Below are 22,731 nucleotides of genomic sequence, written 5' to 3'. Positions count from 1 at the left end.
GGAGAGAAAGCTTTTGAAAAAATCAATTAAAACACTTGAATTTAATAAAATTAAAAAACGGGTGCTGGAGCATGCAGCTTCATCACTCGGTTCAATGAGAATCGAAAAAATGGAGCCTTCATTTTCACTTGAAGAGGTCCAGCGGCTGCAGGATGAAACGGATGAAGCGGCTTCCATTTTAAGAGTAAAAGGCGGTATGCCACTCGGCGGTATTTTTGATATCAGACCACATATCAAACGCTCGCAGATTGGTGGTATGTTAAGCGCTGCAGAACTGATTCAGGTAGCGAGTACAATCAGAGCAGGTAAAAACATCAGAAATTTTGTAGAAGACCTGCATGAAGAGCGTGAAATCTCTATACCGATCATTACTGAGAAGAAAGAAATGCTGGCTATTTTAACGCCGCTTGAACATCAGATTTTTGACTCCATTGATGAGAGCGGGGAAGTACTAGACTCAGCCAGCACTGAGTTACGTGCAATCCGTCAGAGAATCAGAACGAGTGAAAGCAGAGTGAGAGAGAAGCTTGAAAGTGCAATCCGTTCTAAAAACGCAGCCACAATGCTTTCAGATGCAGTTATTACAATTCGTAACGACCGATACGTAATCCCTGTAAAGCAGGAATACAGAAGTCATTACGGCGGTATTGTTCATGATCAGTCATCTTCAGGACAAACACTGTTTATTGAACCTGCATCCATTGTACAGTTCAATAACCAGCTGAGGGAACAGCGACTGAAAGAGCAGGAGGAGATTGAAAAAATTCTGATTGCACTTTCACTTGAAGTACAGGTGGAAGCAGACAGTCTGCTGCTAACCGTTGATATACTTGCAGATCTCGACTTTATGTTTTCAAAAGCTAAATACGGGCGTACCATTAAAGCCACAAAACCTGAAGTAAATGATCAGGGGATTATTAAACTGAATAAAGCACGTCATCCGCTATTACCGATTGATGAAGCAGTTGCCAATGATATTTATCTGGGAGAAGAATTCTCAACCATTGTGATTACAGGACCCAATACAGGCGGTAAGACGGTTACGTTAAAAACAATTGGGTTATGCACATTAATGGCTCAGGCGGGTCTGCCGATTCCGGTACTGGATGGCTCTAAGATTGCTGTATTTCAATCTGTCCATGCAGATATTGGGGACGAGCAGTCTATTGAACAAAGTTTAAGTACCTTCTCATCTCATATGGTGAATATTGTGGAGATCTTAAAGCAGGCAGATAGTGAAAGTCTGGTCCTATTTGACGAGCTTGGAGCAGGTACCGATCCTCAGGAAGGTGCTGCACTTGCGATTTCTATTCTTGATGAGGTACATGGAATTGGTGCAAGAGTCGTAGCAACCACTCACTATCCTGAATTAAAAGCCTATGGTTATAACCGTGATGGGGTCATTAATGCAAGCGTAGAATTTGACGTTGAAACATTAAGCCCAACTTACCGGTTGCTGATCGGCGTACCAGGCCGAAGTAACGCATTCGATATTTCAAAAAGGCTCGGGTTAAGTGATCATGTTATTGAACATGCAAAATCCTTTGTCGGAACAGATAGCAAAGCGGTTGAAGCAATGATCGCTTCACTTGAGACGAGCAGAAGAAGTGCTGAGACAGATTATGAAGAAGCACACGAGCTGTTAAAAGATGCAGAAAACATCCACCGGGATCTGCAAAAGCAGATGGCTGAATACTACTCGAAAAAAGATGACATGATGGAAAAAGCAAAGTTAAAAGCCCAGGAAATTGTTGAAAAATCAAAAGCTGAGGCAGAAGAAGTCATGTCAGATCTCAGACAGCTAAGATTTGAAAAGCAGGCAGATGTAAAGGAGCATGAGCTCATTGATGCAAGAAAGCGTCTGGATGAAGCTGCACCGAAATCATCAGCTAAAAAGAAACAGCCAAAAGTACAATCCGAACGGAAGCTCCAGGCGGGAGACGAAGTGAATGTTCTCAGCTTTGGTCAGAAAGGAACTCTGATTAAAAAGACAGCTGACAAAGAGTGGGCTGTTCAAATCGGAATTCTGAAAATGAAAGTAAATGAGACCGACCTTGAATTTATTAAGGGTGAGAAAAAACCTGATCCAAAACCGCTGGCAACTGTTAAAGGAAAAGACTTTCACGTCAGCCTTGAGCTTGATCTGCGCGGAGAGAGATTTGAAAATGCACTGCTGAGAGTTGATAAGTACATTGATGATGCACTTCTAGCCGGCTATCCACGTGTTTCCATTATTCACGGAAAAGGCACAGGTGCACTCAGATCTGGTGTACAGGAAAAATTAAAAAATCACCGCTCAGTGAAAAAGGTCCGCCTTGGTGAAGATGGTGAAGGCGGCAGCGGGGTAACCGTTGTCGAGTTCAAATAATGGAACAGAAGGTGAGCGGTATGGAAGGTTTCTGGCAGCATCCTCTGATTGAAACAGCCGGATACTTCAGTGTAGTAGTCGTCTGTATGATCGTGTTTCTATCAATTTTCGAACTGGTCACAAAATATAAGAACTGGGAAGAAATAAAAAACGGTAATATCTCAGTAGCAATGGCAACCGGGGGGAAAGTGTTTGGTATTGCGAATATCTTCGGCAATTCTATCAGCCAGCATGATACGTTATTGACAATGATGGGCTGGGGACTCTACGGTTTTGTCCTGCTGCTGATCGCTTATTTTATTTTTGAATTTCTCACCCCGGGATTTAAAGTCGATGAAGAAATAAAGAAAGATAATAGAGCAGTAGGACTCATTTCAATGCTCATTTCAATCGGACTGTCATATGTCATCGGAGCAAGTATAAACTAGGAGAGAATAGAAAATGGAAAACTTAATCAAAATCCTCATCGTCTGCTGCGCAGTCTTTATGGTGATCGGGATTATTTATTTAATTACGCTGTAGGTTTTTATCTTCATTCATTTTATTTCAGAATAAACATTCATGCTATTATCCTGCTGATCCCGGGCTACAGCACGGAAAGGATCAGCAGAGGATAAATAGCAGGGCAATTGTAAAAAGGCACTATGTGTCTTTTTTCTCATAATAAAATTGTAACCGTTTTCTTTTTAGCTTATAATAAAATCAGAAATGAGAATTTTCTAATTATTTTACTAAAAAGAAGGAGGTTTTATGATGTCATCACAGCCTTGGCTGAAGCTTTACCCCGAAACAATCCCTACCCACCTGGAATACGAACCAAAACCGGTGCACGCTTACTTAACGGAAGCAGCAAAACAGTGGCCGGAAAAAATCGCCGTACATTTCATGGGAAAAGAATTTACGTTTAAGGAAATGTACGAATCATCTCTGAAAATGGCAAAGTATCTGCAGGACATCGGGATTCAAAAAGGTGATCGTGTAGCGATTATGCTGCCGAATATGCCGGCATCTGTCATTGCATATTACGGAATCCTATACGCAGGTGGAGTAGTCGTTCAGACAAATCCGCTCTACACAGAACGCGAACTTGAATACCAGATGAAAGATTCAGGCGCTAAAGCAATCATTTCGATGGATATTTTATTTCCTAGGATTTCTAAGGTTTATAATGACACGGACCTTGAACACATTATTATCTCAGCGATTAAAGACTTTCTTCCATTTCCAAAGAACTTAATCTATCCATTTATCCAGAAAAAGCAATACGGCCTTACAGTAAAAGTAGAGCACGCAGGCAGTAATCACCTGCTGACTGAGATTTTAAAAACATCTACGCCTGATCCGAGTATCCCGCCGCTTGATTTTGAAGAAGATATTGCAATTTTGCAATATACAGGCGGAACAACCGGGTTTCCAAAAGGTGTGATGCTGACGCATAAAAACCTGATTGCGAATGCTTCTATGTGTGATGCATGGTTGTATAAGAATAAAAAAGGTGAGGAAAGTATTCTGGGTATTTTACCGTTCTTTCATGTGTACGGTATGACGACTGTTATGATTCTTTCTATTATGCAGGGCTATAAGATGATCCTCCTTCCGAAGTTTGATGTTGAAACGGCATTAAAAACGATTCATAAGCAAAAGCCGACGATCTTTCCTGGCGCACCAACAATTTATATTGGTATTTTGAATCACCCTGATCTGAAGAAGTATGATCTTACTTCAGTAGAATCCTGCCTGAGCGGCTCAGCACCACTTCCGGTTGAAGTGCAGGAGGAATTTGAGAAGGTGACTGGTGGTAAGCTGGTGGAAGGATACGGATTGACTGAATCTTCACCGGTTACACATTCAAACTTTATCTGGGATGCAAAGCGTGTGAAAGGCAGTGTAGGTGTACCTTGGCCGGATACCGAATCTAAAGTTGTTTCGATGGAAAACGGTGAACAGCTGCCACCTGGTGAAGTAGGGGAAATTCTTGTGAAAGGTCCACAGATCATGAAGGGTTATTGGCATCAGCCTGAAGAAACAGCAGCAGTTTTACGTGATGGATGGCTGTATACCGGAGATCTCGGATATATGGATGAAGAAGGTTACTTTTATGTGGTCGACCGTAAAAAAGACATGATCATTGCCGGCGGTTTTAATATTTATCCTCGTGAAATTGAAGAAGTGATGTATGAGCATCCAGCAGTTCAGGAAGTTGTTGCTGTGGGAGTACCTGATGCATATCGTGGAGAAACAGTGAAACTCTTTGTTGTTCTTAAGCAGAACCAGAAAGTAACTGAAGAAGAGCTTGATGAATTTGCAAGAAAACATATGGCCTCTTACAAGGTGCCTAGAATTTATGAGTTCCGTGAAGAGCTTCCTAAGACAGCAGTCGGTAAGATCCTCAGAAGGCAGCTGGTTGAAGAAGAGAAAGAAAAGCAACAGCAGCAGAAGCACCCGTCGTAACAATGTTTTTTCTTGACGAAGAGAAATTTTATTAGTAAGATGAAAATATGAATGAATAGTCATTCATATTTTCGTCTTTTTTATATGTGATTGAAGGGTGATGACCGGATGAAGAAAGATAAACCAAAATATAAATTAATTATTGATGCTGCCGTAGTGGTCATTGCTGAAAACGGCTACCATCATGCACAGGTTTCAAAGATTGCCAAGCAGGCAGGCGTAGCAGATGGAACGATCTATTTATATTTTAAAAATAAAGAAGATATTCTAATCTCTCTTTTTGAAGAGAAAATGGGACAGTTTGTTCAGAAAATCAGAAACAAAATGGCTGGTACTGAGGATGCTGTAGAGCAGCTGAAAGTACTTGTAGAAAGTCATTTTCAAATGCTTGCTGACGATCACCATTTAGCTATTGTAACACAGCTTGAACTGAGGCAGTCCAATAAAGATATCAGAATGAGAATAAATAAAGTTCTAAAAGAATATCTGGTGCTCGTGGATGATGTCCTGCAAAACGGTGTTGATACCGGCGTCTTATCAGAGGATTTAGATATTCGATTGGCAAGGCAGATGGTATTTGGTACGATTGATGAGGTGGCGACAAGCTGGGTGATTAATGACCAGAAGTATTCAATCACTGACCTGTCACCAGGTGTACATAGGCTTTTGGTAAAAGGATTATGCAAGTGAAGGGGAGAACAGGATGAGTTTCTTAAAATGGGAGAATGATCAGTATATTTCGACTGCTGTAATCAACCGTCCGCCGGCTAACGCGCTGGCAAGTGACCTGATCCGCGAAGTTGACGGGTGGCTTGACGCAGTAGAGCATGATGAGAACGTCCGTGTACTGCTGATTCATGGTGAAGGTCGCTTCTTCTCGGCCGGAGCGGATATTAAAGAATTCACTCAGGTCGAATCCGGAGCTGAGTTCTCCAAACTGGCTGAAAAAGGGCAAAAAGTTTTCGAAAGAATGGAAGCGTTCTCAAAACCGATTATTGCTTCTATTCACGGTGCTGCACTTGGAGGCGGACTTGAGCTTGCGATGGGATGCCATATCCGTTACGTAAGTGAATCAGCCAAGCTTGGATTGCCGGAGCTTCAATTGGGGCTGGTGCCCGGTTTCGCCGGCTCACAGCGGCTGCCACGCTTCGTTGGGTTTGCTAGAGCAGCAGAAATGCTTCTTTCAAGTGATCCAATATCAGGTGTTGAAGCTGTGGAGTATGGACTTGCTAATAAAGCATTTCCTGAAGATGAAGTGCACGAAAAATCGAAAGCGCTTGCAAAAAAGCTTGCCGCTAAAAGCCCGGTTTCAGTAAAGGCTGCACTTGAGTTGCTCCAATATGCAAAAACAGCTGATTTTCACGAAGGAGTGGCAAGAGAAGCTGAGATCTTTGGAGATGTATTTGTTTCTGAAGATGCAAAAGAAGGCATCAGTGCATTTATTGAAAAAAGAAAACCTGAGTTTAAAGGTCAATAATTAACAGGAGGGAATATACATGAACATTTTTGTGCTAATGAAAAGAACGTTTGATACTGAGGAAAAAATTTCTGTTCAAGGCGGTCAAATCGCTGAGGATGGTGCAGAATTCATTATTAATCCATACGATGAGTATGCGATTGAAGAAGCGATTCAGCTGAAAGACGCACATGGCGGAGAAGTAACAGTGGTGTCAGTTGGTGACGAGGAAACTGAAAAGCAGCTTCGTACTGCACTTGCAATGGGTGCTGATAAAGCAGTGCTGATTAATATTGAAGATGATGTAGATATGACAGATGAATTTTCAGTTGCAAAAATCCTTTCTGAATATCTGAAAGATAAAGAGGCAGATCTGATCATCGGTGGGAATGTTGCAATTGACGGTGGATCAGGACAGGTTGCACCACGTGTAGCGGATTACCTGGATATTCCTTATGTAACAACAATCACGAGTATCAAAGTTGATGGAGAGAAAGTTGAGATTGTGCGTGACGTTGAGGGAGACTCAGAAACTATTGAAACAACACTTCCGCTATTAGTGACAGCTCAACAGGGGCTGAATGATCCGAGATATCCATCACTACCGGGTATTATGAAAGCGAAGAAAAAACCACTTGATGAAATCGAACTTGATGATCTTGATCTTGAAGAAGACGATGTAGAACCTAAGACAGAAACGGTTGAAATTTATCTGCCACCTGCAAAAGAAGCGGGCCGCATTCTAGAAGGTGAAGTTGACGATCAGGTAAAAGAACTTGTTCAACTTCTTCGTACTGAAGCAAAAGTAGTCTAACTCTATAACTATTCAGGAGGTTTAACCGATGAGCAAAAAAGTACTTGTATTAGCAGAAACAAGAGAAGGTTCACTTAGAAATGTATCATTCGAGGCGATTGCAGCAGGTAAGATGATTGCTGACGGCGGAGAAGTGATCAGCGTACTGATCGGAAACGGAATCGCTGACGTAGCAAATGAACTAGTAGCCTATGGCGCAGACCGTGTGATTACAGTCGAGGATGCAAAGCTTGAACAATATTCTTCAGATGGCTTCTCTCAGGCGCTGCTTGCAGTGATCGAGCAGGAAAGTCCTGAAGGGATTGTTATGGGACATACTTCTTTAGGTAAGGATCTGTCACCTAAGCTTGCAAGCAGACTGAACAGCGGACTTGTATCAGATGTTACGGCAATTGAAGCTGATGGCGATTCACCGAAGTTCATCCGTCCGATTTACAGCGGTAAAGCGTTTGAGAAAAAAGTGATCAAAGAAGGTCTTACATTCATTACAATCCGTCCAAATAACATCCCTGCACTTGATAAAGAAGAGGGACGTTCAGGGGACGTATCATCCGTAAGTGTTGACATTACAGATCTGCGTACGATTATTAAAGAGGTCGTGAGAAAAGCAACTGATGGCGTTGACCTTTCAGAAGCGAAAGTAATCGTTGCGGGTGGACGTGGTGTAAAGAGTGAGGATGGCTTTGAACCGCTTAAAGAACTTGCAGACCTTCTTGGTGGTGCAGTAGGTGCGTCCCGCGGAGCCTGTGATGCAGACTATTGCGATTACTCACTGCAGATTGGTCAGACGGGTAAAGTCGTAACACCTGACCTGTATATTGCATGTGGTATCTCAGGTGCCATCCAGCACATGGCTGGAATGTCTAACTCGAAAGTTATTGTTGCAATCAACAAAGACCCTGAAGCAAACATCTTCAAAGTGGCCGATTATGGAATCGTCGGAGACCTTTTTGATGTATTACCGCTGCTGATCGAAGAATTCAAAAAAGTGAAAGTATCTTAATTGGCTTAGAAATGTGGATATAAAATGAATTGTGAATAGTCATCTAAGTGAAGCGGAACGTAAGGCGACGGCTCCGGGACGAATAGAGGGAAGCTGAGACCCCGCAGGCGCTTGCGCCGAGGAGGCTCAGTAACCTCCGTCCGGAAAGCGTTTGACTGTGATGGAGCGAAACGATTTAAAGAGCCTGGCATATTGTTGCTGGCTCTTTTCAATTCTCAGGCAAAAACGTGGAAATGCAATAGTCTCCCTGCTATACTTTGGATATATTCGGATTCAACAAGGAGGAATTTTAAATGGCAATTGCACATGCAACAGATCAAACATTCGCTAATGAAACAAAAGACGGTTTAGTACTGGCAGACTTCTGGGCAACTTGGTGCGGACCTTGTAAAATGATTGCACCGGTTCTTGAAGAGCTTGATACTGATATGGGTGATAAAGTTAAAATCGTAAAGCTTGATGTTGATGAAAATCAGGAAACAGCAAGCAAATACGGTGTAATGAGTATCCCAACTCTTGTCGTATTCAAAGACGGAGAGATTGTTGACAAAGTAGTAGGCTTCCAGCCGAAAGAAGCATTGGAAGAATTACTAAATAAGCATGCGTAATTACTGAGCCGGGCCATGTGCCCGGCTTTTATTTTGCTTATGACTTTTAATTGAGTAAAATAAAGGTAACAAGCGTGCAGGAGGCTAAAGCGATGAAAGACCAACTCAAACATAAACTTGCAGTCCTTCCTGACCAGCCCGGCTGTTATCTGATGAAGGACAGACAGGGCACGATTATTTACGTAGGGAAAGCGAAGGTGCTTAAAAACAGAGTAAGGTCCTACTTTACCGGATCGCATGATGGGAAAACTCAGCGGCTGGTTTCAGAAATAGAGGACTTTGAATATATCGTGACTTCATCGAACATGGAGGCACTCGTACTTGAATTAAATCTGATCAAAAAACATGACCCTAAATATAACGTCATGTTAAAAGATGATAAGCATTATCCATTTATCAAAGTAACAGCAGAGCGTCATCCGAGACTGCTCATTACCCGTAAAGTGAAGAAAGATAAAGGAAAGTATTTCGGACCTTACCCTAACGCGCAGGCAGCGAACGAAACAAAGAAGCTGCTCGACAGAATGTATCCGCTTAGAAAATGCAGAACAATGCCGGATAAAGTCTGCCTTTATTATCACATGGGACAATGTCTGGCGCCGTGTGAATTTAAAGTGGAACAAAGCACATACCGTCAGATGACTGAAGATATCTCGAGGTTTTTGAACGGCGGATTTAAAGAAGTTAAAAAAGACCTGAAAGTAAAAATGGAACACGCTGCAGAAAACCTTGAATTCGAACGGGCAAAAGAATTCCGGGATCAAATCGCTCATATAGAAGCAACAATGGAAAAGCAGAAAATGACGATGAATGACTTTACAAACCGTGATATATTCGGTTATGCAGTGGATAAAGGATGGATGTGTGTGCAGGTCTTCTTTATCAGGCAGGGCAAGCTGATTGAACGGGATGTATCAATGTTTCCGATCTATGATGAAGCTGAAGGGGAATTCCTTTCCTTTCTCGGCCAATTTTATATGAAGGCGAATCATTTTAAACCAAAAGAAGTCTTAATTCCGCAGACAATTGATCAGCAAATGGCAGAAGAGTTACTTGAGACAAATGTCAGGCAGCCGGTCAGAGGCCAAAAGAAAGACCTCGTTAATCTGGCAGCCAAAAACGCTTCCATTGCATTAACTGAAAAGTTTGCACTGATAGAGCGTGACGAAGAAAGAACAATTAAAGCGGCAGAGAACCTCGGTCAGGCAATGAACATCTATACGCCCTACAGAATTGAAGCTTTCGATAACTCAAATATACAGGGGTCTGACCCTGTATCTGCGATGGTTGTTTTTGTAGACGGTAAGCCTGCCAGAAAAGATTATCGTAAATATAAAATCAAAACGGTACAGGGACCTGATGATTACGAGTCTATGAGAGAAGTAATCAGAAGAAGATATTCAAGAGTGCTGAAGGACGAACTGCCAATGCCTGACCTGATTGTGATCGATGGGGGTAAAGGACAGATTGAAGCAGCAAAGGAAATTTTGCGTCATGAGCTTGGCCTTGATATTCCTGTAGCAGGTCTTGCGAAGGATGACCGGCATAATACATCACAGCTTTTATATGGCGATCCCCTTGAGGTGGTACCATTGAACAGGCGCAGTCAGGAGTTTTACTTTATGCAGCGGATTCAGGATGAAGTCCACCGCTTTGCGATTACATTTCACAGACAGTTGCGCGCAAAAAACTCCATTCAGTCAGTACTTGATGAGATTGAAGGCGTCGGACCGCAGCGAAAGAAGCAGCTGCTCAAGTATTTCGGATCTGTTAAAAAACTGAGAGAAGCGTCACTTGAGGAAATCGTGAAAGCAGGGGTACCGGCAAAAACTGCTGAAAAAGTTATTGAAAAATTAAATGAATAGCATTGTAGACTCGATAGTCCCGTGCTATAATAATTCACAATTAAACACTTTATTTTAAAGTGGTGATAGAGGTGCGGGCGCAAAGAGTACCGCTGCAGAGGGTGATGAAACCCTGAGAAGCAGTGTGAAAGGTGCGGACCGCCGAAGCATAAAATCATTCATCAGATTTTTTTGCTGGTTCTGTATTTAAAAAATGCAGGGCTGTCAGAACTGTAATGTTCTGGAGAGCTATCTCACCTGTGCGATTCAGATGATGTAATCTGTTCAAAAGCAATGGGGAGACTTTCTCCCCGTTGCTTTTTTTATTGTCGTAAACAGTTGAGAAATAATGTAAGGGAAGAGGAAATAGAGTGGGAATCATTGTACAGAAATTTGGCGGTACATCAGTAGGGTCAGTTGAAAAAATACATCACGTAGCAAATAGAGTCATTCTTGAAAAGGAAAAAGGCAATGATGTCATCGTAGTCGTATCCGCTATGGGGAAAACGACAGATGAACTGGTTAGACTGGCCGGAGAAATGACGTCACGTCCTGAAAAAAGAGAAATGGATATGCTGCTGACAACCGGTGAGCAAATGTCCATGTCACTTCTTGCGATGGCGCTTCAAAACAGAGGATATAAAAGTACTTCTCTTACCGGCTGGCAGGCAGGGATCCGTACAGAAGCGGTATTCAGCAACGCCAGAATTACCGAGGTAAAGACAAACCGTGTGAAAAGTCTGCTCGATGAAGGGCGTGTCATTGTTGTAGCAGGGTTCCAGGGTATGGATGAAAACGGAGAAATTACTACGCTTGGACGTGGAGGCTCAGATACGACTGCAGTTGCACTCGCAGCAGCACTGAATGCTGACCGCTGTGATATTTATACGGATGTTGATGGTGTTTATTCTACTGACCCTCGATATGTAAAGGGTGCAAGAAAGTTAAATGGCATTTCATATGATGAAATGCTTGAGCTTGCTAACCTTGGAGCGGGTGTCCTGCATCCGAGAGCTGTGGAATTTGCAAAAAACTACGGAATCAAATTGACTGTAAGATCAAGTATGGAAGAAACAGAAGGAACGTTAATTGAGGAGGATGCACCAATGGAAGAGCATTTAGTTGTAAGAGGCGTAGCGTTTGATAAGGATATTGTCAGAATGACAGTAGTAGGTCTTGAGAATGAACTGACCGGTTTCCCTAAAGTATTTTCGATTTTGGCTGAAAATCACATTGATGTTGATATTATTATTCAAAGTAAGCTTGACACTGGAAAAGTAAATCTGTCTTTTTCCATTAAAGAGTCATCACTCGAAGAAACCCTTCAGATTCTCGCCCGTCAAAAAGAAGAGATTGGGTATCAGGAAATTGAACATGAAACAAACCTGTCGAAAGTATCGATTGTAGGTTCAGGGATGGTGTCAAACCCTGGTGTTGCAGCCCAGATGTTCAGCGTACTGGCAGAACAGAAAATCCAGGTGAAAATGGTCAGCACCTCAGAGATTAAAGTCTCAGTGGTTGTGGATTCAAAAGAGATGATTAATGCGGCAAATGCCATTCATGAAAGCTTTGGATTAAGCAAAAACACAGTGGACGCATAAAAAATCAGCAGGCCCGGCTAACAGGTGCCTGCTGATTTTTTATGATGAAGCTTTTCTTGAAGGTAATGAATAGGGGTCTTTCTGATCCCATTTTAGTTCGATTTGAACGCAGCTCTTTTTGTTACGGGTATAGACTGCTTCAGTGTGGTATTGCTTGATCATGGCGATCTGCTCGGCAATAAAACCTGCTTCAAGAGTGAAAACAGGATCGTTATGCGCAATTCTTTCTTCAACCACATTTCCGGAAAGTTCAAAATGTATTTCATCATTTTTTTGTTTTATGATAGAGAGAACACCCCACTCTGCACGTTCAAAAAAAGAAATAATTTCGCCTTCGTTACTGCATGCATAGTTTCTTGCGAGTTTTTTGCCGGCCCAATAAAGAATATCTTTTGTATGATTCCCTAAAAGGTCGGGTATTAGTTCATCTCGTATTAATCTGTAACCGAATAAGTTTTGTGTCATATTGTCATTGTCGCTCATTGCTTAACCGAACCTCACTTTCAATCTCTTCATTATAAAGTGTTGAGTACTAAAGTGTAAGGTCAAAAAGCAATTTAAAGATGAAATCGGCATATTGTCATATAGACAAGCAGTTTTTTAAAATAATAAATTGTGAAAAATGATTTTGTGAATTTTTTGTGAAATACTACAGAAATATTCAGGGGAATGCCCAATAATTGAGCTCGCCTTATAAAAAATATTTAGAATCTTTTTTATGTATACGTTTTCTTGACGCTCCATTAGTAGAGGAGTACAATAAATTTGTCACATAAATGTTATACTGTGCGAAAAATTTGCTGAATCTATCATTCTAGGGAATAGCTTTCAGCAGCTGTATTTATTTTAGAGGGGGTTACATTCGATGGCGGAAAATCGAGAGTTTTATTGGAGGAGGCTGCACTCTTTACTTGGGGTAATACCAGTAGGGATCTTCCTAGTTCAACATTTAGTTGTTAACCATTTTGCTACTAGAGGCGAACAGGCTTTCAACGATGCAGCACACTTTTTGGAAAGTTTACCATTCAGAATTTTCTTAGAGCTATTTATCATTTTTATTCCTTTATACTTCCACGCAATCTATGGAGTATATATTGCATTCACAGCGAAAAATAACACAAGACGTTACGGAACGCTTCGTAACTACATGTTCTTCTGGCAGCGTATTACAGGTGTGATTACACTGATATTTGTTACCTGGCACGTATGGGAAACACGTATTCAGGCAGCGTTGGGTGCAGATGTAAACTTTAACATGATGGCAGATATTTTATCTAACCCGTGGATGGTTGCATTTTATGTACTCGGTGTTGTTTCTACAACATTCCACTTTGCTAACGGTTTATGGTCGTTCATGGTGAGCTGGGGTATTACAGTGAGCGCTCGTTCACAAAAAATCTCCACATACGCTACATTAGGCGTATTTGTTGTACTAACAATCATTGGGATCCGTGCAATCTTCGCATTTGTTTAATAAAACCGACTTTTCAGCTGCAGTGAGCAGCTTTTGATATCAGTAAGGAGAGTGACAAAATGAGTAAAGGTAGAATTATCGTTGTAGGTGGCGGACTTGCCGGCCTTATGGCAACGATTAAAGCAGCTGAAGCAGGAATGTCAGTAGACCTCTTCTCGCTTGTACCTGTAAAAAGATCACACTCTGTTTGTGCACAGGGCGGTATAAACGGAGCGGTTAATACTAAAGGAGAAGGAGATTCTCCCTGGGAACACTTTGATGACACAGTATATGGTGGAGACTTCCTTGCTAACCAGCCTCCGGTAAAAGCAATGTGCGATGCAGCACCGGGAATTATTCACCTTCTAGACCGTATGGGTGTAATGTTTAACAGAACACCTGAAGGTCTGCTTGATTTCCGCCGTTTTGGTGGTACACAGCACCACCGTACAGCTTTTGCAGGCGCTACTACAGGCCAGCAGCTGCTTTATGCATTAGATGAGCAGGTGCGCAGACATGAAGTTGCAGGGCTTGTAACGAAATATGAAGGCTGGGAATTCCTTGGATCAGTACTTGATGATGACGGCGTTTGCCGTGGTGTTGTATCCCAGGATCTGAAAACAATGGAAATCCAGTCATTTAAAGCAGATGCAGTGATCCTTGCAACTGGTGGACCTGGTATTATCTTTGGAAAATCTACTAACTCTGTGATTAACACTGGTGCAGCAGCATCAGTTGCTTATCAGCAGGGGGTATATTATTCAAACGGTGAGTTTATCCAGATTCACCCGACAGCCATTCCTGGAGATGATAAGCTTCGTCTGATGAGTGAGTCAGCGCGTGGTGAAGGCGGACGTGTATGGACATATAAAGACGGTAAGCCGTGGTACTTCCTTGAAGAAAAATACCCGGCTTATGGTAACCTGGTTCCGCGTGATATCGCTACACGTGAAATCTTCGACGTTTGTGTTCGTCAAAAACTAGGTATTAATGGAGAAAACATGGTATACCTTGATCTTTCTCATAAAGATCCTAAAGAGCTGGATATCAAGCTTGGCGGAATCATCGAAATCTATGAAAAGTTCATGGGTGATGACCCGCGTAAAGTTCCAATGAAAATCTTCCCGGCAGTTCACTATTCAATGGGTGGGCTTTGGGTAGACTTTGACCAGATGACAAACATCCCTGGACTGTTTGCAGCAGGGGAATGTGATTACTCTATTCACGGTGCTAACCGCCTCGGAGCGAACTCACTGCTTTCTTCTATTTACGGCGGAATGGTCGCAGGACCTAATGCTGTAAAATATATCGAAGGTCTTGAGAAAACAGCTGAAGACATGCCTGAGGATATTTACACTCGCTTTGAGAATGAAAAGAAGCAGGAGTGGGAAGAAATCATGGCGATGGATGGCGATGAAAATGCCTATGTGATTCATAAAGAGCTTGGTGAATGGATGACTGATAACGTAACGGTTGTTCGTCACAATGACAAGCTGCGTGAAACTGATGCTAAAATTCAGGAGCTTCAGGATCGCTTTAAGCGCATCAACATCAATGATACTGCTAAATGGAGCAACCAGGGTGCGGTATTTACACGTCAGCTGAAAGGTATGCTTCACTTAGCGCGCGTTGTTACAATTGGTGCTCTGAATCGTGATGAGAGCCGCGGTGCTCACTATAAGCCGGACTTCCCTGAGCGTAACGACGAGAAGTTCCTTAAGACGACGATGGCTAAGTTTAACCCGTCAACAAATTCGCCGGAATTCCACTTTGAAGAAGTGGATGTATCTTTGATTGAACCGCGTAAGCGTGATTACTCTAAGAAGAAAGGAGCAAAATAATCATGGCAACAGCAGCTGAAGAAAAAGTCATCAGATTTGAAATACACCGCCAGGACGATGAGAATTCTGCACCTTATTTCGAAGAGTTTGAGATTCCATACCGTGCTAATATGAACGTGATATCTGCACTAATGGAAATCAGACGAAACCCTTTTAACAAAAAAGGTGATAAAACGACCCCGGTTTCATGGGATATGGGTTGTCTGGAAGAAGTTTGCGGTGCCTGCTCGATGGTGATCAACGGGAAGCCGCGCCAGTCTTGTACAGCGCTTGTTGATCAGCTTGAACAGCCGATCAAACTTGAGCCGATGAAAACATTCCCGGTTGTACGTGACCTTCAGGTTGACCGCAGCCGTATGTTTGATTCACTTAAGAAAGTAAAAGCATGGATCCCCATTGATGGAACTTATGACCTTGGTCCCGGGCCGCGTATGCCTGAGAAAAAGCGTCAGTGGGCATATGAACTTTCTAAGTGCATGACTTGTGGTGTGTGTCTTGAAGCTTGTCCGAATGTAAATAGTAAGTCAGACTTTATTGGACCAGCTCCATTATCACAGGTTCGCCTTTTCAACGCGCATCCAACCGGCTCAATGAATAAAAATGAGCGTCTAGAAGCAATTATGGGTGATGGAGGCCTTTCGAACTGCGGGAATTCACAAAACTGTGTACAGGCATGTCCTAAAGGTATCCCACTTACCACTTCTATTGCAGCACTTAACCGTGATACAAATCTACAGATGTTCAGAAACTTCTTTGGAAGTGACAAATAAGTATAAAACGTCAGATCCAGGTGCTTTAACAGCATCTGGATTTTTCTGTTCAAAAGGATTTCATTCATGTAAAATTGAAATGAATGTTCATTCATTTTGTAAAGGGGATGCTTGAAAATGAAAATACCATACATAAATAATTTTGAAGAGTGGAGAGCGGGTTTTGAATTTTATTATCCGGTTAAAGTACGATTTTCAGAAACTGATTTATTTGGACACTTGAACAATACAGTGCCATTTATTTATTTTGAACAGGCAAGAATTGAATTTCTAAAAAAACTTGGATTTATGCAAAACTGGCTGAATACATCTAACGAATACATTCCGGTTGTAGCAAATCTGCAGTGCGACTTTTTAAAGCAGGTGTTCTTTGATCAGGAGTTAAAAGTTTATGTGAAAGTAGAATCTGTAGGGAATTCTTCAGTTGATATTCACTACATGGGGTTAAACACTGATGGGCAGCCTGTGTTCTGTGGCAGAGGAACAATGGTACAGATTGCGAAGGCAAACGGTAAAGGAAAACCTTGGACTGATGATCAAAAAGAGTTGTTCCTTCATCCAGCAGTAAAAATAGACGGTTGATTCCTCACTTCTCAACCACTGAATTCATACACTGAACAAACGGTGTTATTGAATAAGGGGGAAAGAATGTGGCGCGGAGAACATCTATATTAACAAAAAGGGAAAAGGAAGTTTTTACACTTTTACTTAAAGATAAAACAACAAAAGAAATTGCTTCTGAGTTGTTTATAAGTGAAAAAACAGTACGGAATCATATTTCCAATGTCATACAAAAGCTTGGGGTGAAAGGAAGATCCCAGGCGATTGTTGAATTATTAAGGCTTGAAGAACTGTCTCTCTAACCGGGAGGCAGTTTTTTATTAGCAGGTGTATATTTAAATTTTCTTGATTATTGTCAATAAAAAGGCGACAATATTAACAGAACGAAACATAGGGAGTGTATGAAACGATGGAAACTAAAGAAGTACAGGAGCTTCATTCAAAAGAGGTTGTAGCAGATATCGAAAAGGACCTCCGCTATATTTCCGGACTGATCAAACAAAAAGGCAGAGAAATCCTTAGCCAGTATACAATCACGCCGCCACAATTTGTGGCACTGCAGTGGCTGTTTGAGGCAGGGGATATGACAATTGGAGAACTATCAAATAAAATGTATCTCGCCTGCAGTACAACAACAGATTTAATTGATCGGATGGAAAGAAGCAGTCTGGTTGTCAGAGTGAAAGATGAACATGACCGCCGGGTAGTGAGAATTCATCTGTTAGAAGAAGGCGAAAGAATTATTGAAGAAGTAATTAAAAAGCGTCAGCAGGATTTAAGCGATGTTCTTTCAGGATTTACTGAAGATGAAGTCTCTTCTCTTGCAAAAGTGCTGAGTAAATTACACGGAGAAATGAAATAAGAGTGAGGCGTTTTTTTTGAGCAGAGCAATCGGTGTAATGGATTCTGGTGTAGGCGGCCTGACAGTTGCCAGAGAAATCATCTACCAGCTTCCAAACGAACAAATCATCTATTTAGGTGACACAGCACGCTGCCCATACGGCCCGAGACCTGAAGAAGAGGTTAGAAGGTTTACATGGGAAATGGCTGAGTTTCTTTACAGACAGGACATCAAAATGCTGGTGATTGCCTGTAACACAGCAACAGCAGCTGCGCTTGAAGAAATCAAAACCGCATTTGATATACCGGTGATCGGTGTTATTTCCCCGGGCGCGCGCTCAGCGATTAAGTATACAAAAAATAATCATGTAGGCATTCTCGGTACTGCCGGGACGATTAAAAGCGCTGCATATGAAAAAGTGCTGTGCAGTTTAAAAGAAAGTATTCAGACATACCCTAAAGCATGTCCAAAGTTTGTTCCACTTGTAGAGAGTGGGGAACATAACAGTTCATTTGCAAAAAAAATCGTTGCAGAAACACTGAGTGATATGAGGCATCACCCAATTGATACGCTGATTCTCGGGTGTACACATTATCCTTTGCTGCAGCCTTTAGTTGAACAATATATGGGACCGTCAGTTAAAGTCATCAGCTCCGGAGATGAAACCGCAAGAGAAGTCAGTGCAATTCTTTCATACCGGGGGGAATTAAATGCCCGTCATGAAAGACAAAAGCACCTTTATTACACAACAGGATCTCCTGTGATATTTGGACAAGTTGCAAGGGAATGGATGAACGACGATTCCCTGGTGGTAGAATCCGTGAAATTGCCGTGAGCTTATCACGGCTTTTATCGTTTTTAACAAAGCGAATACAAAAGATGGAGTGAATCAATGTGAGACCTGATGGAAGAGCGCCTTCTGAGATGAGGCAAATTACGATAGAGAAAAATTACTTGATGCACCCTGAAGGATCTGTACTCGTTTCCTTCGGAGATACGAAAGTCATTTGTACAGCAAGTATTGATGAAAGAGTACCACCCTTTATGAGAGGCCAGGGTAAAGGCTGGATCACTGCTGAATATGCGATGCTGCCAAGAGCAACCGGTCAGCGGACAATCCGTGAATCCTCAAAAGGAAAAGTCAGCGGACGGACAATGGAGATTCAGCGATTAATTGGACGGGCATTACGCGCAGTCGTAGATCTGGATGCACTCGGAGAAAGAACAGTCTGGATCGACTGTGATGTGATTCAGGCAGACGGTGGTACGCGTACAGCATCTATTTCCGGAGCCTTTGTGGCAATGACGCTGGCTGTTAGTAAAATAACTGCTGAAAAAGAGCTGCCTGTATTTCCGGTGAAAGACTTTCTTGCAGCCGTATCTGCAGGAATCAGTGCTGACGGAGAACCGATTCTTGACCTGAATTATGCTGAAGACAGTACAGCTGATGTCGATATGAATATCGTTATGACAGGCAAGGGTGAGTTTGTAGAACTTCAGGGAACCGGTGAAGAAGCAGCGTTTACTCATCAGGAACTGCTCGATATGCTCAGTATCGGGCGGGCAGGAATTGAAAACATCATTCAGGAACAAAAATCAATTCTTGGAGAAGAGCTGACCGCTAGGATTGTGAGTGACGTTAAATCATGAAAACAATTATTATTGCCACAAACAATAAAGGAAAAGCTAAAGACTTTGACAACCTGCTTCGTCCTTTCGGATATGAAGTAAAGACGCTGGCAGATTACCCGGCACTTGCTGAAGTCGAAGAAACAGGCACGACTTTTGCAGAAAATGCAGCGTTAAAAGCAGAAACGATTTCACAACAGTTAAATGAAATTGTCATTGCTGATGACAGCGGATTAATCATTGATGCGCTGGGCGGGGAGCCTGGTGTTTATTCAGCGAGATACGCGGGACCTGAAAAAAATGATCAGAATAATATAGAAAAAGTATTATTAAAGATGCAGGATGTACCGGAGGAAAAAAGGACTGCCCGTTTTCACTGTACGCTTGCGATGGCGGTGCCGGATGAAGAAACACGATTGTTTACCGGTGAAGCAGAAGGGTATATTACCAAAAATCCTTCAGGTGAAAACGGTTTTGGATACGATCCTATCTTTTATACTGAAGTATTTCATAAAACATTTGCTGAACTTTCTTCTGATGAAAAAAATCAGATCAGTCACAGGGCAAATGCACTTAAGAAGTTACAATTACAGTTTCAGTGAGGTGAGTTGATGAAATTACTAGTTGTAAGTGATAATCATGGTGATGAGCATATCATTACAGAGGTCAGACAGCATTGGAATAATAAGGTTGACTATATGTTCCATGCAGGTGACTCAGAGCTTCAGTTTCATTCGGATGCAATGAAGCCTTTTGTAAAAGTCAGAGGGAACTGCGATTTTGATTCGTCTTATCCAGAAGATGAAGTTATTGAATGCGGTGATAAAACAGTTTTTATAACGCATGGACATCTCTATGGAATAAAATCAACATTGGACCGTGTCCGTTATAAAGCTGAGGAAAACAATGCTGATATTATTATTTTTGGGCATTCACATCAGCTTGGTGCAGAAATCGTTGATCAAAAGTTGTTTCTTAATCCGGGCAGCATCAGACTTCCCCGCGACCGGAACGAACCCACCTATGCAATTGTTGAAATCAATAACGAGCAGGTAGAAGTGGTGTTTTATACGAATGATCATGATAAACTGTTATCATGGAATGGTACATTTAACGGCTAAAATATTTGTGTGCCGTTCTCATTTAAGTTGGATGGGAACGGCACAATTCAATTAATCAAAGAGGGATTTAAAATATTTTAAAGTAATATTTGAAAAAGCGTTGACTTTTAATCAATGTACTAATATAATAATAATTGTCCTTAACACGAAGGACTACATAATGTCCCAGTAGCTCAGCTGGATAGAGCAACGCCCTTCTAAGGCGTCGGTCGGGAGTTCGAATCTCTCCTGGGACGCTACCATATGGCGCTGAAACCGCGCTACTAAAGCCTTCTGATACGTTTAATGAACGGTCAATGATACGGTCAACTTTTCCGTAATCATTCCGACATTAACGCGTCAGGAGGTTTTTTTTTGTGCCGAAAAAAAGTCCCGCATACAGCGTCGCAGAAGACTTGTCCGATTTATTCCTCGAAACTCCATCGCCTAAAACGATGTCCGACGCCCATTCTCCGACGATATTGAGTTCGTTGGACAAAATTACCCGGCAGATGAAAGCCGCTGGACTTCGCGACAGAACGATAAGCGATTATAACATTCACGTAAGTCATTTCGTTAAAATTACCGGTCTTAATACGATTGACGAAATTAAGGTCGATCATATTTACGAATGGTTATCGAGTATGAACGTAAGTAATCAGACTAAGCTAACGCGGTTGAAGTGTCTGAAGGCGTTTCTAAGCCGTTGCTTCAATTTCGGGTGGATTGACTCGAAGTTTTGGATAGGCGTCAATGTGAAGGTAGACAGCCCCGTTAAAGAGGGCGCAACGGAAAAGGATCTATATTTATTGCTGCGTTTACTCGATTTGAGTCGATTCGTTGAACTAAGAGACGCTACGGCTGCGCTTATGATGTATCAAACCGGTATTAGGATCGGAACGTTAACTCAGCTCGAAAGCCGTCACGTAGATTTAGACGATCAACTATTAAAGATCGGCGGCGACCTTATGAAGAATCACGAGTCTCTGTACTTACCGTTCGATGATCGGCTGAAGCGTCTTATTAAGGTGCTGATGAATCAAAATGAATTAATACGTCAAAGAAAATACGTAAATAATGATCTCCTATTTATAACGCAAAATGGACGTTCTGTTTCCAGTACGCCTACAAACAATAACATTCAAAAACGATTGAAAAAGTATTCTGATGAGTTTGGTTTGAAGAATATTAGTCCTCACGCATTACGACGCGGATTTGCTAAGAGGTTATTAAATCAGAAGGCGAACATCGCTGTAATTTCAAAGGCGTTAGGTCACAGCAATATTGAAGTAACAACGAGGTATCTGCATTTAGATAAAGAGGAAGTCGCAGACAGTTTAAGAAATTACTTATAAAACACAAAAAAGCCACCGCTGCCGAAACAACGATGACCACTAGACATGATTATCGTACCAAAAAATACGGCATAGCGCAAATTCTGCCCGTCTGCCTTTTTGACGGAACATACGTTTGTAACCGGTGGCTCCAGGGAAGGAGTCCTCTAACATGACGTACTATCTATCCGATTACCAGACGTTCGATAGCGTTCAGGAAATGGATCATCACGTCAATATGTATCGCAATGAGCTAAATGCTACGCAATTCCGCGTCTTGTGGCTCGTATCTAATTATGCGGTCAAATATCCGGGCGCAGCGCACTTAAAGGCGGCTACAATCGCAGAAGCCTTAGGTGTATCTACTAAAACGGTATATCGTGCATTGTCGGCATTAGTGGACGCAGGTGCGCTTATTAAGCACGTTCAATACCGTCCAAAGTCCGGCGGTCAAGGAGCAACTATATACAGTGTCCAGCCGCATGTGTCTAGCCGTGAGCAAGACGACAAGCCTACGGAGTCAAGCGTTAAACTACATAAATCCGTAAAAGAATCCGCTATACCTTTTAATCAAAAAAGCACTATATTAGATACTGCCGAGGTGCCAACGTCTGCATTTGCTGATTCTATTCCGGCTAACATATACGAAGCGATCACGCTTTATTTTTCTAACGCAAAGGAAGTCTATAAATATTACGGTATTATTTTGCGGGCGAAGTCTTCAGTTGATCGAACGGTGCTAATTGAAAACGATCCGGAACCGTTTGTAAATTCCTGGCACCGTGTTGTTTATGAATGGAAGCGTGGGAAGATCAGAAAATCATTCGATGCTTTGCTATATTCAGCGATGCAAAGTGCTACAACTACAACTATTCGTCGGCAAGTAGTACGCGAAGGGAAGTTCGATTGGCTAACGTAAATAGGCGTAAAAACAGACGTAAACCAAACGAAGTTAAAACGCGAACAAACGCAGTCATATCAAGGGTTTGAGTCGTAAAAAGTTTACCCGAATTGTTAGAAGTATGTTAAGTTTTAGAAGAACGAATATTCTAACGAT

At 42.0% G+C, this 22,731-nt stretch carries 23 protein-coding genes, 1 tRNA gene and 1 riboswitch; of the genes, 23 read left to right on the top strand and 1 reads right to left on the bottom strand.

The annotated features are described in order from the left end of the window. Positions 1-13: 13 nt before the first annotated feature. The 10 genes from DH10bf12_RS15365 to DH10bf12_RS15320 all read left to right on the top strand — a co-directional run bounded on the left by DH10bf12_RS15365 (position 14) and on the right by DH10bf12_RS15320 (position 12,145). On the top strand, positions 14-2,368 hold the full coding sequence (locus DH10bf12_RS15365) for an endonuclease MutS2 (protein WP_471736123.1): 2,355 nt from the start codon (positions 14-16) through the stop codon (positions 2,366-2,368). A 20-nt stretch (positions 2,369-2,388) separates the two neighbouring features. Then, positions 2,389-2,796 (top strand): DUF350 domain-containing protein, encoded by a 408-nt coding sequence (locus DH10bf12_RS15360; RefSeq protein WP_471738250.1) that lies wholly within the window; start codon positions 2,389-2,391, stop codon positions 2,794-2,796. 322 nt (positions 2,797-3,118) lie between these two features. Then, positions 3,119-4,819, top strand: a complete 1,701-nt coding sequence (locus DH10bf12_RS15355) for a long-chain-fatty-acid--CoA ligase (RefSeq protein ID WP_471736122.1) — start codon at positions 3,119-3,121, stop codon at positions 4,817-4,819. Positions 4,820-4,927: 108 nt separating this feature from the next. After that, positions 4,928-5,509: a TetR/AcrR family transcriptional regulator gene (locus tag DH10bf12_RS15350; RefSeq protein ID WP_471736121.1), complete on the top strand. Its 582-nt coding sequence runs from the start codon at positions 4,928-4,930 to the stop codon at positions 5,507-5,509. A 13-nt stretch (positions 5,510-5,522) separates the two neighbouring features. Next, positions 5,523-6,296, top strand: coding sequence for an enoyl-CoA hydratase (locus DH10bf12_RS15345; protein WP_471736120.1), 774 nt, complete (start codon positions 5,523-5,525; stop codon positions 6,294-6,296). 19 nt (positions 6,297-6,315) lie between these two features. Continuing rightward, complete coding sequence (locus tag DH10bf12_RS15340) at positions 6,316-7,089, top strand: electron transfer flavoprotein subunit beta/FixA family protein (protein WP_471736119.1); 774 nt, start codon at positions 6,316-6,318, stop codon at positions 7,087-7,089. Positions 7,090-7,117: 28 nt separating this feature from the next. After that, positions 7,118-8,092: an electron transfer flavoprotein subunit alpha/FixB family protein gene (locus DH10bf12_RS15335; protein ID WP_471736118.1), complete on the top strand. Its 975-nt coding sequence runs from the start codon at positions 7,118-7,120 to the stop codon at positions 8,090-8,092. Positions 8,093-8,385: 293 nt separating this feature from the next. Next, positions 8,386-8,700 carry a thioredoxin gene (gene trxA, locus DH10bf12_RS15330; RefSeq protein WP_039810207.1) on the top strand — a complete coding sequence of 105 codons (315 nt, stop codon included), beginning with the start codon at positions 8,386-8,388 and terminating at the stop codon, positions 8,698-8,700. 92 nt (positions 8,701-8,792) lie between these two features. Next, entirely contained in the window at positions 8,793-10,565 is a 1,773-nt protein-coding gene (gene uvrC / locus DH10bf12_RS15325; protein ID WP_471736117.1) for an excinuclease ABC subunit UvrC, read from the top strand. A 58-nt stretch (positions 10,566-10,623) separates the two neighbouring features. Continuing rightward, a riboswitch (Lysine riboswitch) is annotated at positions 10,624-10,804 on the top strand. Between the two features lie 111 nt (positions 10,805-10,915). Beyond that, complete coding sequence (locus tag DH10bf12_RS15320; RefSeq protein ID WP_471736116.1) at positions 10,916-12,145, top strand: aspartate kinase; 1,230 nt, start codon at positions 10,916-10,918, stop codon at positions 12,143-12,145. A 39-nt stretch (positions 12,146-12,184) separates the two neighbouring features. On the opposite strand, the gene DH10bf12_RS15315 is transcribed toward DH10bf12_RS15320, so the two are convergent. After that, positions 12,185-12,628 (bottom strand): YslB family protein, encoded by a 444-nt coding sequence (locus DH10bf12_RS15315; RefSeq protein WP_471736114.1) that lies wholly within the window; start codon positions 12,626-12,628, stop codon positions 12,185-12,187. A gap of 382 nt (positions 12,629-13,010) precedes the next feature. On the opposite strand from DH10bf12_RS15315, the gene DH10bf12_RS15310 reads away from it, so the two are divergent. The 13 genes from DH10bf12_RS15310 (at position 13,011) to DH10bf12_RS15250 (ending at position 22,593) form a co-directional block, all read left to right on the top strand. Continuing rightward, complete coding sequence (locus DH10bf12_RS15310; protein ID WP_471736113.1) at positions 13,011-13,619, top strand: succinate dehydrogenase cytochrome b558 subunit; 609 nt, start codon at positions 13,011-13,013, stop codon at positions 13,617-13,619. 59 nt (positions 13,620-13,678) lie between these two features. Next, positions 13,679-15,439, top strand: a complete 1,761-nt coding sequence (gene sdhA / locus DH10bf12_RS15305; RefSeq protein WP_471736112.1) for a succinate dehydrogenase flavoprotein subunit — start codon at positions 13,679-13,681, stop codon at positions 15,437-15,439. 2 nt (positions 15,440-15,441) lie between these two features. Further along, a complete protein-coding gene (gene sdhB / locus DH10bf12_RS15300) occupies positions 15,442-16,209 on the top strand; it encodes a succinate dehydrogenase iron-sulfur subunit (RefSeq protein WP_471736111.1) in 768 nt (255 codons plus the stop codon). 117 nt (positions 16,210-16,326) lie between these two features. Continuing rightward, a complete protein-coding gene (locus tag DH10bf12_RS15295) occupies positions 16,327-16,791 on the top strand; it encodes an acyl-CoA thioesterase (protein WP_471736110.1) in 465 nt (154 codons plus the stop codon). A 68-nt stretch (positions 16,792-16,859) separates the two neighbouring features. Next, positions 16,860-17,072: a helix-turn-helix domain-containing protein gene (locus tag DH10bf12_RS15290; protein WP_404404183.1), complete on the top strand. Its 213-nt coding sequence runs from the start codon at positions 16,860-16,862 to the stop codon at positions 17,070-17,072. 107 nt (positions 17,073-17,179) lie between these two features. Next, a complete protein-coding gene (locus DH10bf12_RS15285) occupies positions 17,180-17,632 on the top strand; it encodes a MarR family winged helix-turn-helix transcriptional regulator (protein WP_471736109.1) in 453 nt (150 codons plus the stop codon). A 16-nt stretch (positions 17,633-17,648) separates the two neighbouring features. After that, a complete protein-coding gene (gene racE, locus DH10bf12_RS15280) occupies positions 17,649-18,446 on the top strand; it encodes a glutamate racemase (protein WP_471736108.1) in 798 nt (265 codons plus the stop codon). Positions 18,447-18,505: 59 nt separating this feature from the next. Continuing rightward, positions 18,506-19,261 carry a ribonuclease PH gene (rph, locus tag DH10bf12_RS15275; RefSeq protein WP_471736107.1) on the top strand — a complete coding sequence of 252 codons (756 nt, stop codon included), beginning with the start codon at positions 18,506-18,508 and terminating at the stop codon, positions 19,259-19,261. After that, positions 19,258-19,842, top strand: a complete 585-nt coding sequence (locus tag DH10bf12_RS15270) for an XTP/dITP diphosphatase (RefSeq protein ID WP_471736106.1) — start codon at positions 19,258-19,260, stop codon at positions 19,840-19,842. Before rph ends, DH10bf12_RS15270 begins: the two co-directional genes overlap by 4 nt. A gap of 9 nt (positions 19,843-19,851) precedes the next feature. After that, the gene (locus DH10bf12_RS15265) at positions 19,852-20,361 is read left to right on the top strand and encodes a metallophosphoesterase (RefSeq protein ID WP_471736105.1); all 510 of its coding nucleotides are present in this window, start codon (positions 19,852-19,854) and stop codon (positions 20,359-20,361) included. A gap of 162 nt (positions 20,362-20,523) precedes the next feature. Beyond that, positions 20,524-20,597 (top strand) — tRNA-Arg (locus tag DH10bf12_RS15260). 120 nt (positions 20,598-20,717) lie between these two features. Next, positions 20,718-21,695, top strand: coding sequence for a tyrosine-type recombinase/integrase (locus DH10bf12_RS15255; RefSeq protein ID WP_471736104.1), 978 nt, complete (start codon positions 20,718-20,720; stop codon positions 21,693-21,695). A 151-nt stretch (positions 21,696-21,846) separates the two neighbouring features. Further along, positions 21,847-22,593: a helix-turn-helix domain-containing protein gene (locus DH10bf12_RS15250; RefSeq protein ID WP_471736103.1), complete on the top strand. Its 747-nt coding sequence runs from the start codon at positions 21,847-21,849 to the stop codon at positions 22,591-22,593. The last annotated feature ends 138 nt before the right edge of the window (positions 22,594-22,731 follow it).

The organism is Jeotgalibacillus sp. 10bf12, from assembly GCF_055597105.1.
The sequence above is the reverse complement of the archived record's forward strand: the minus strand, read 5'-3'. Positions and strand labels throughout refer to the sequence as shown.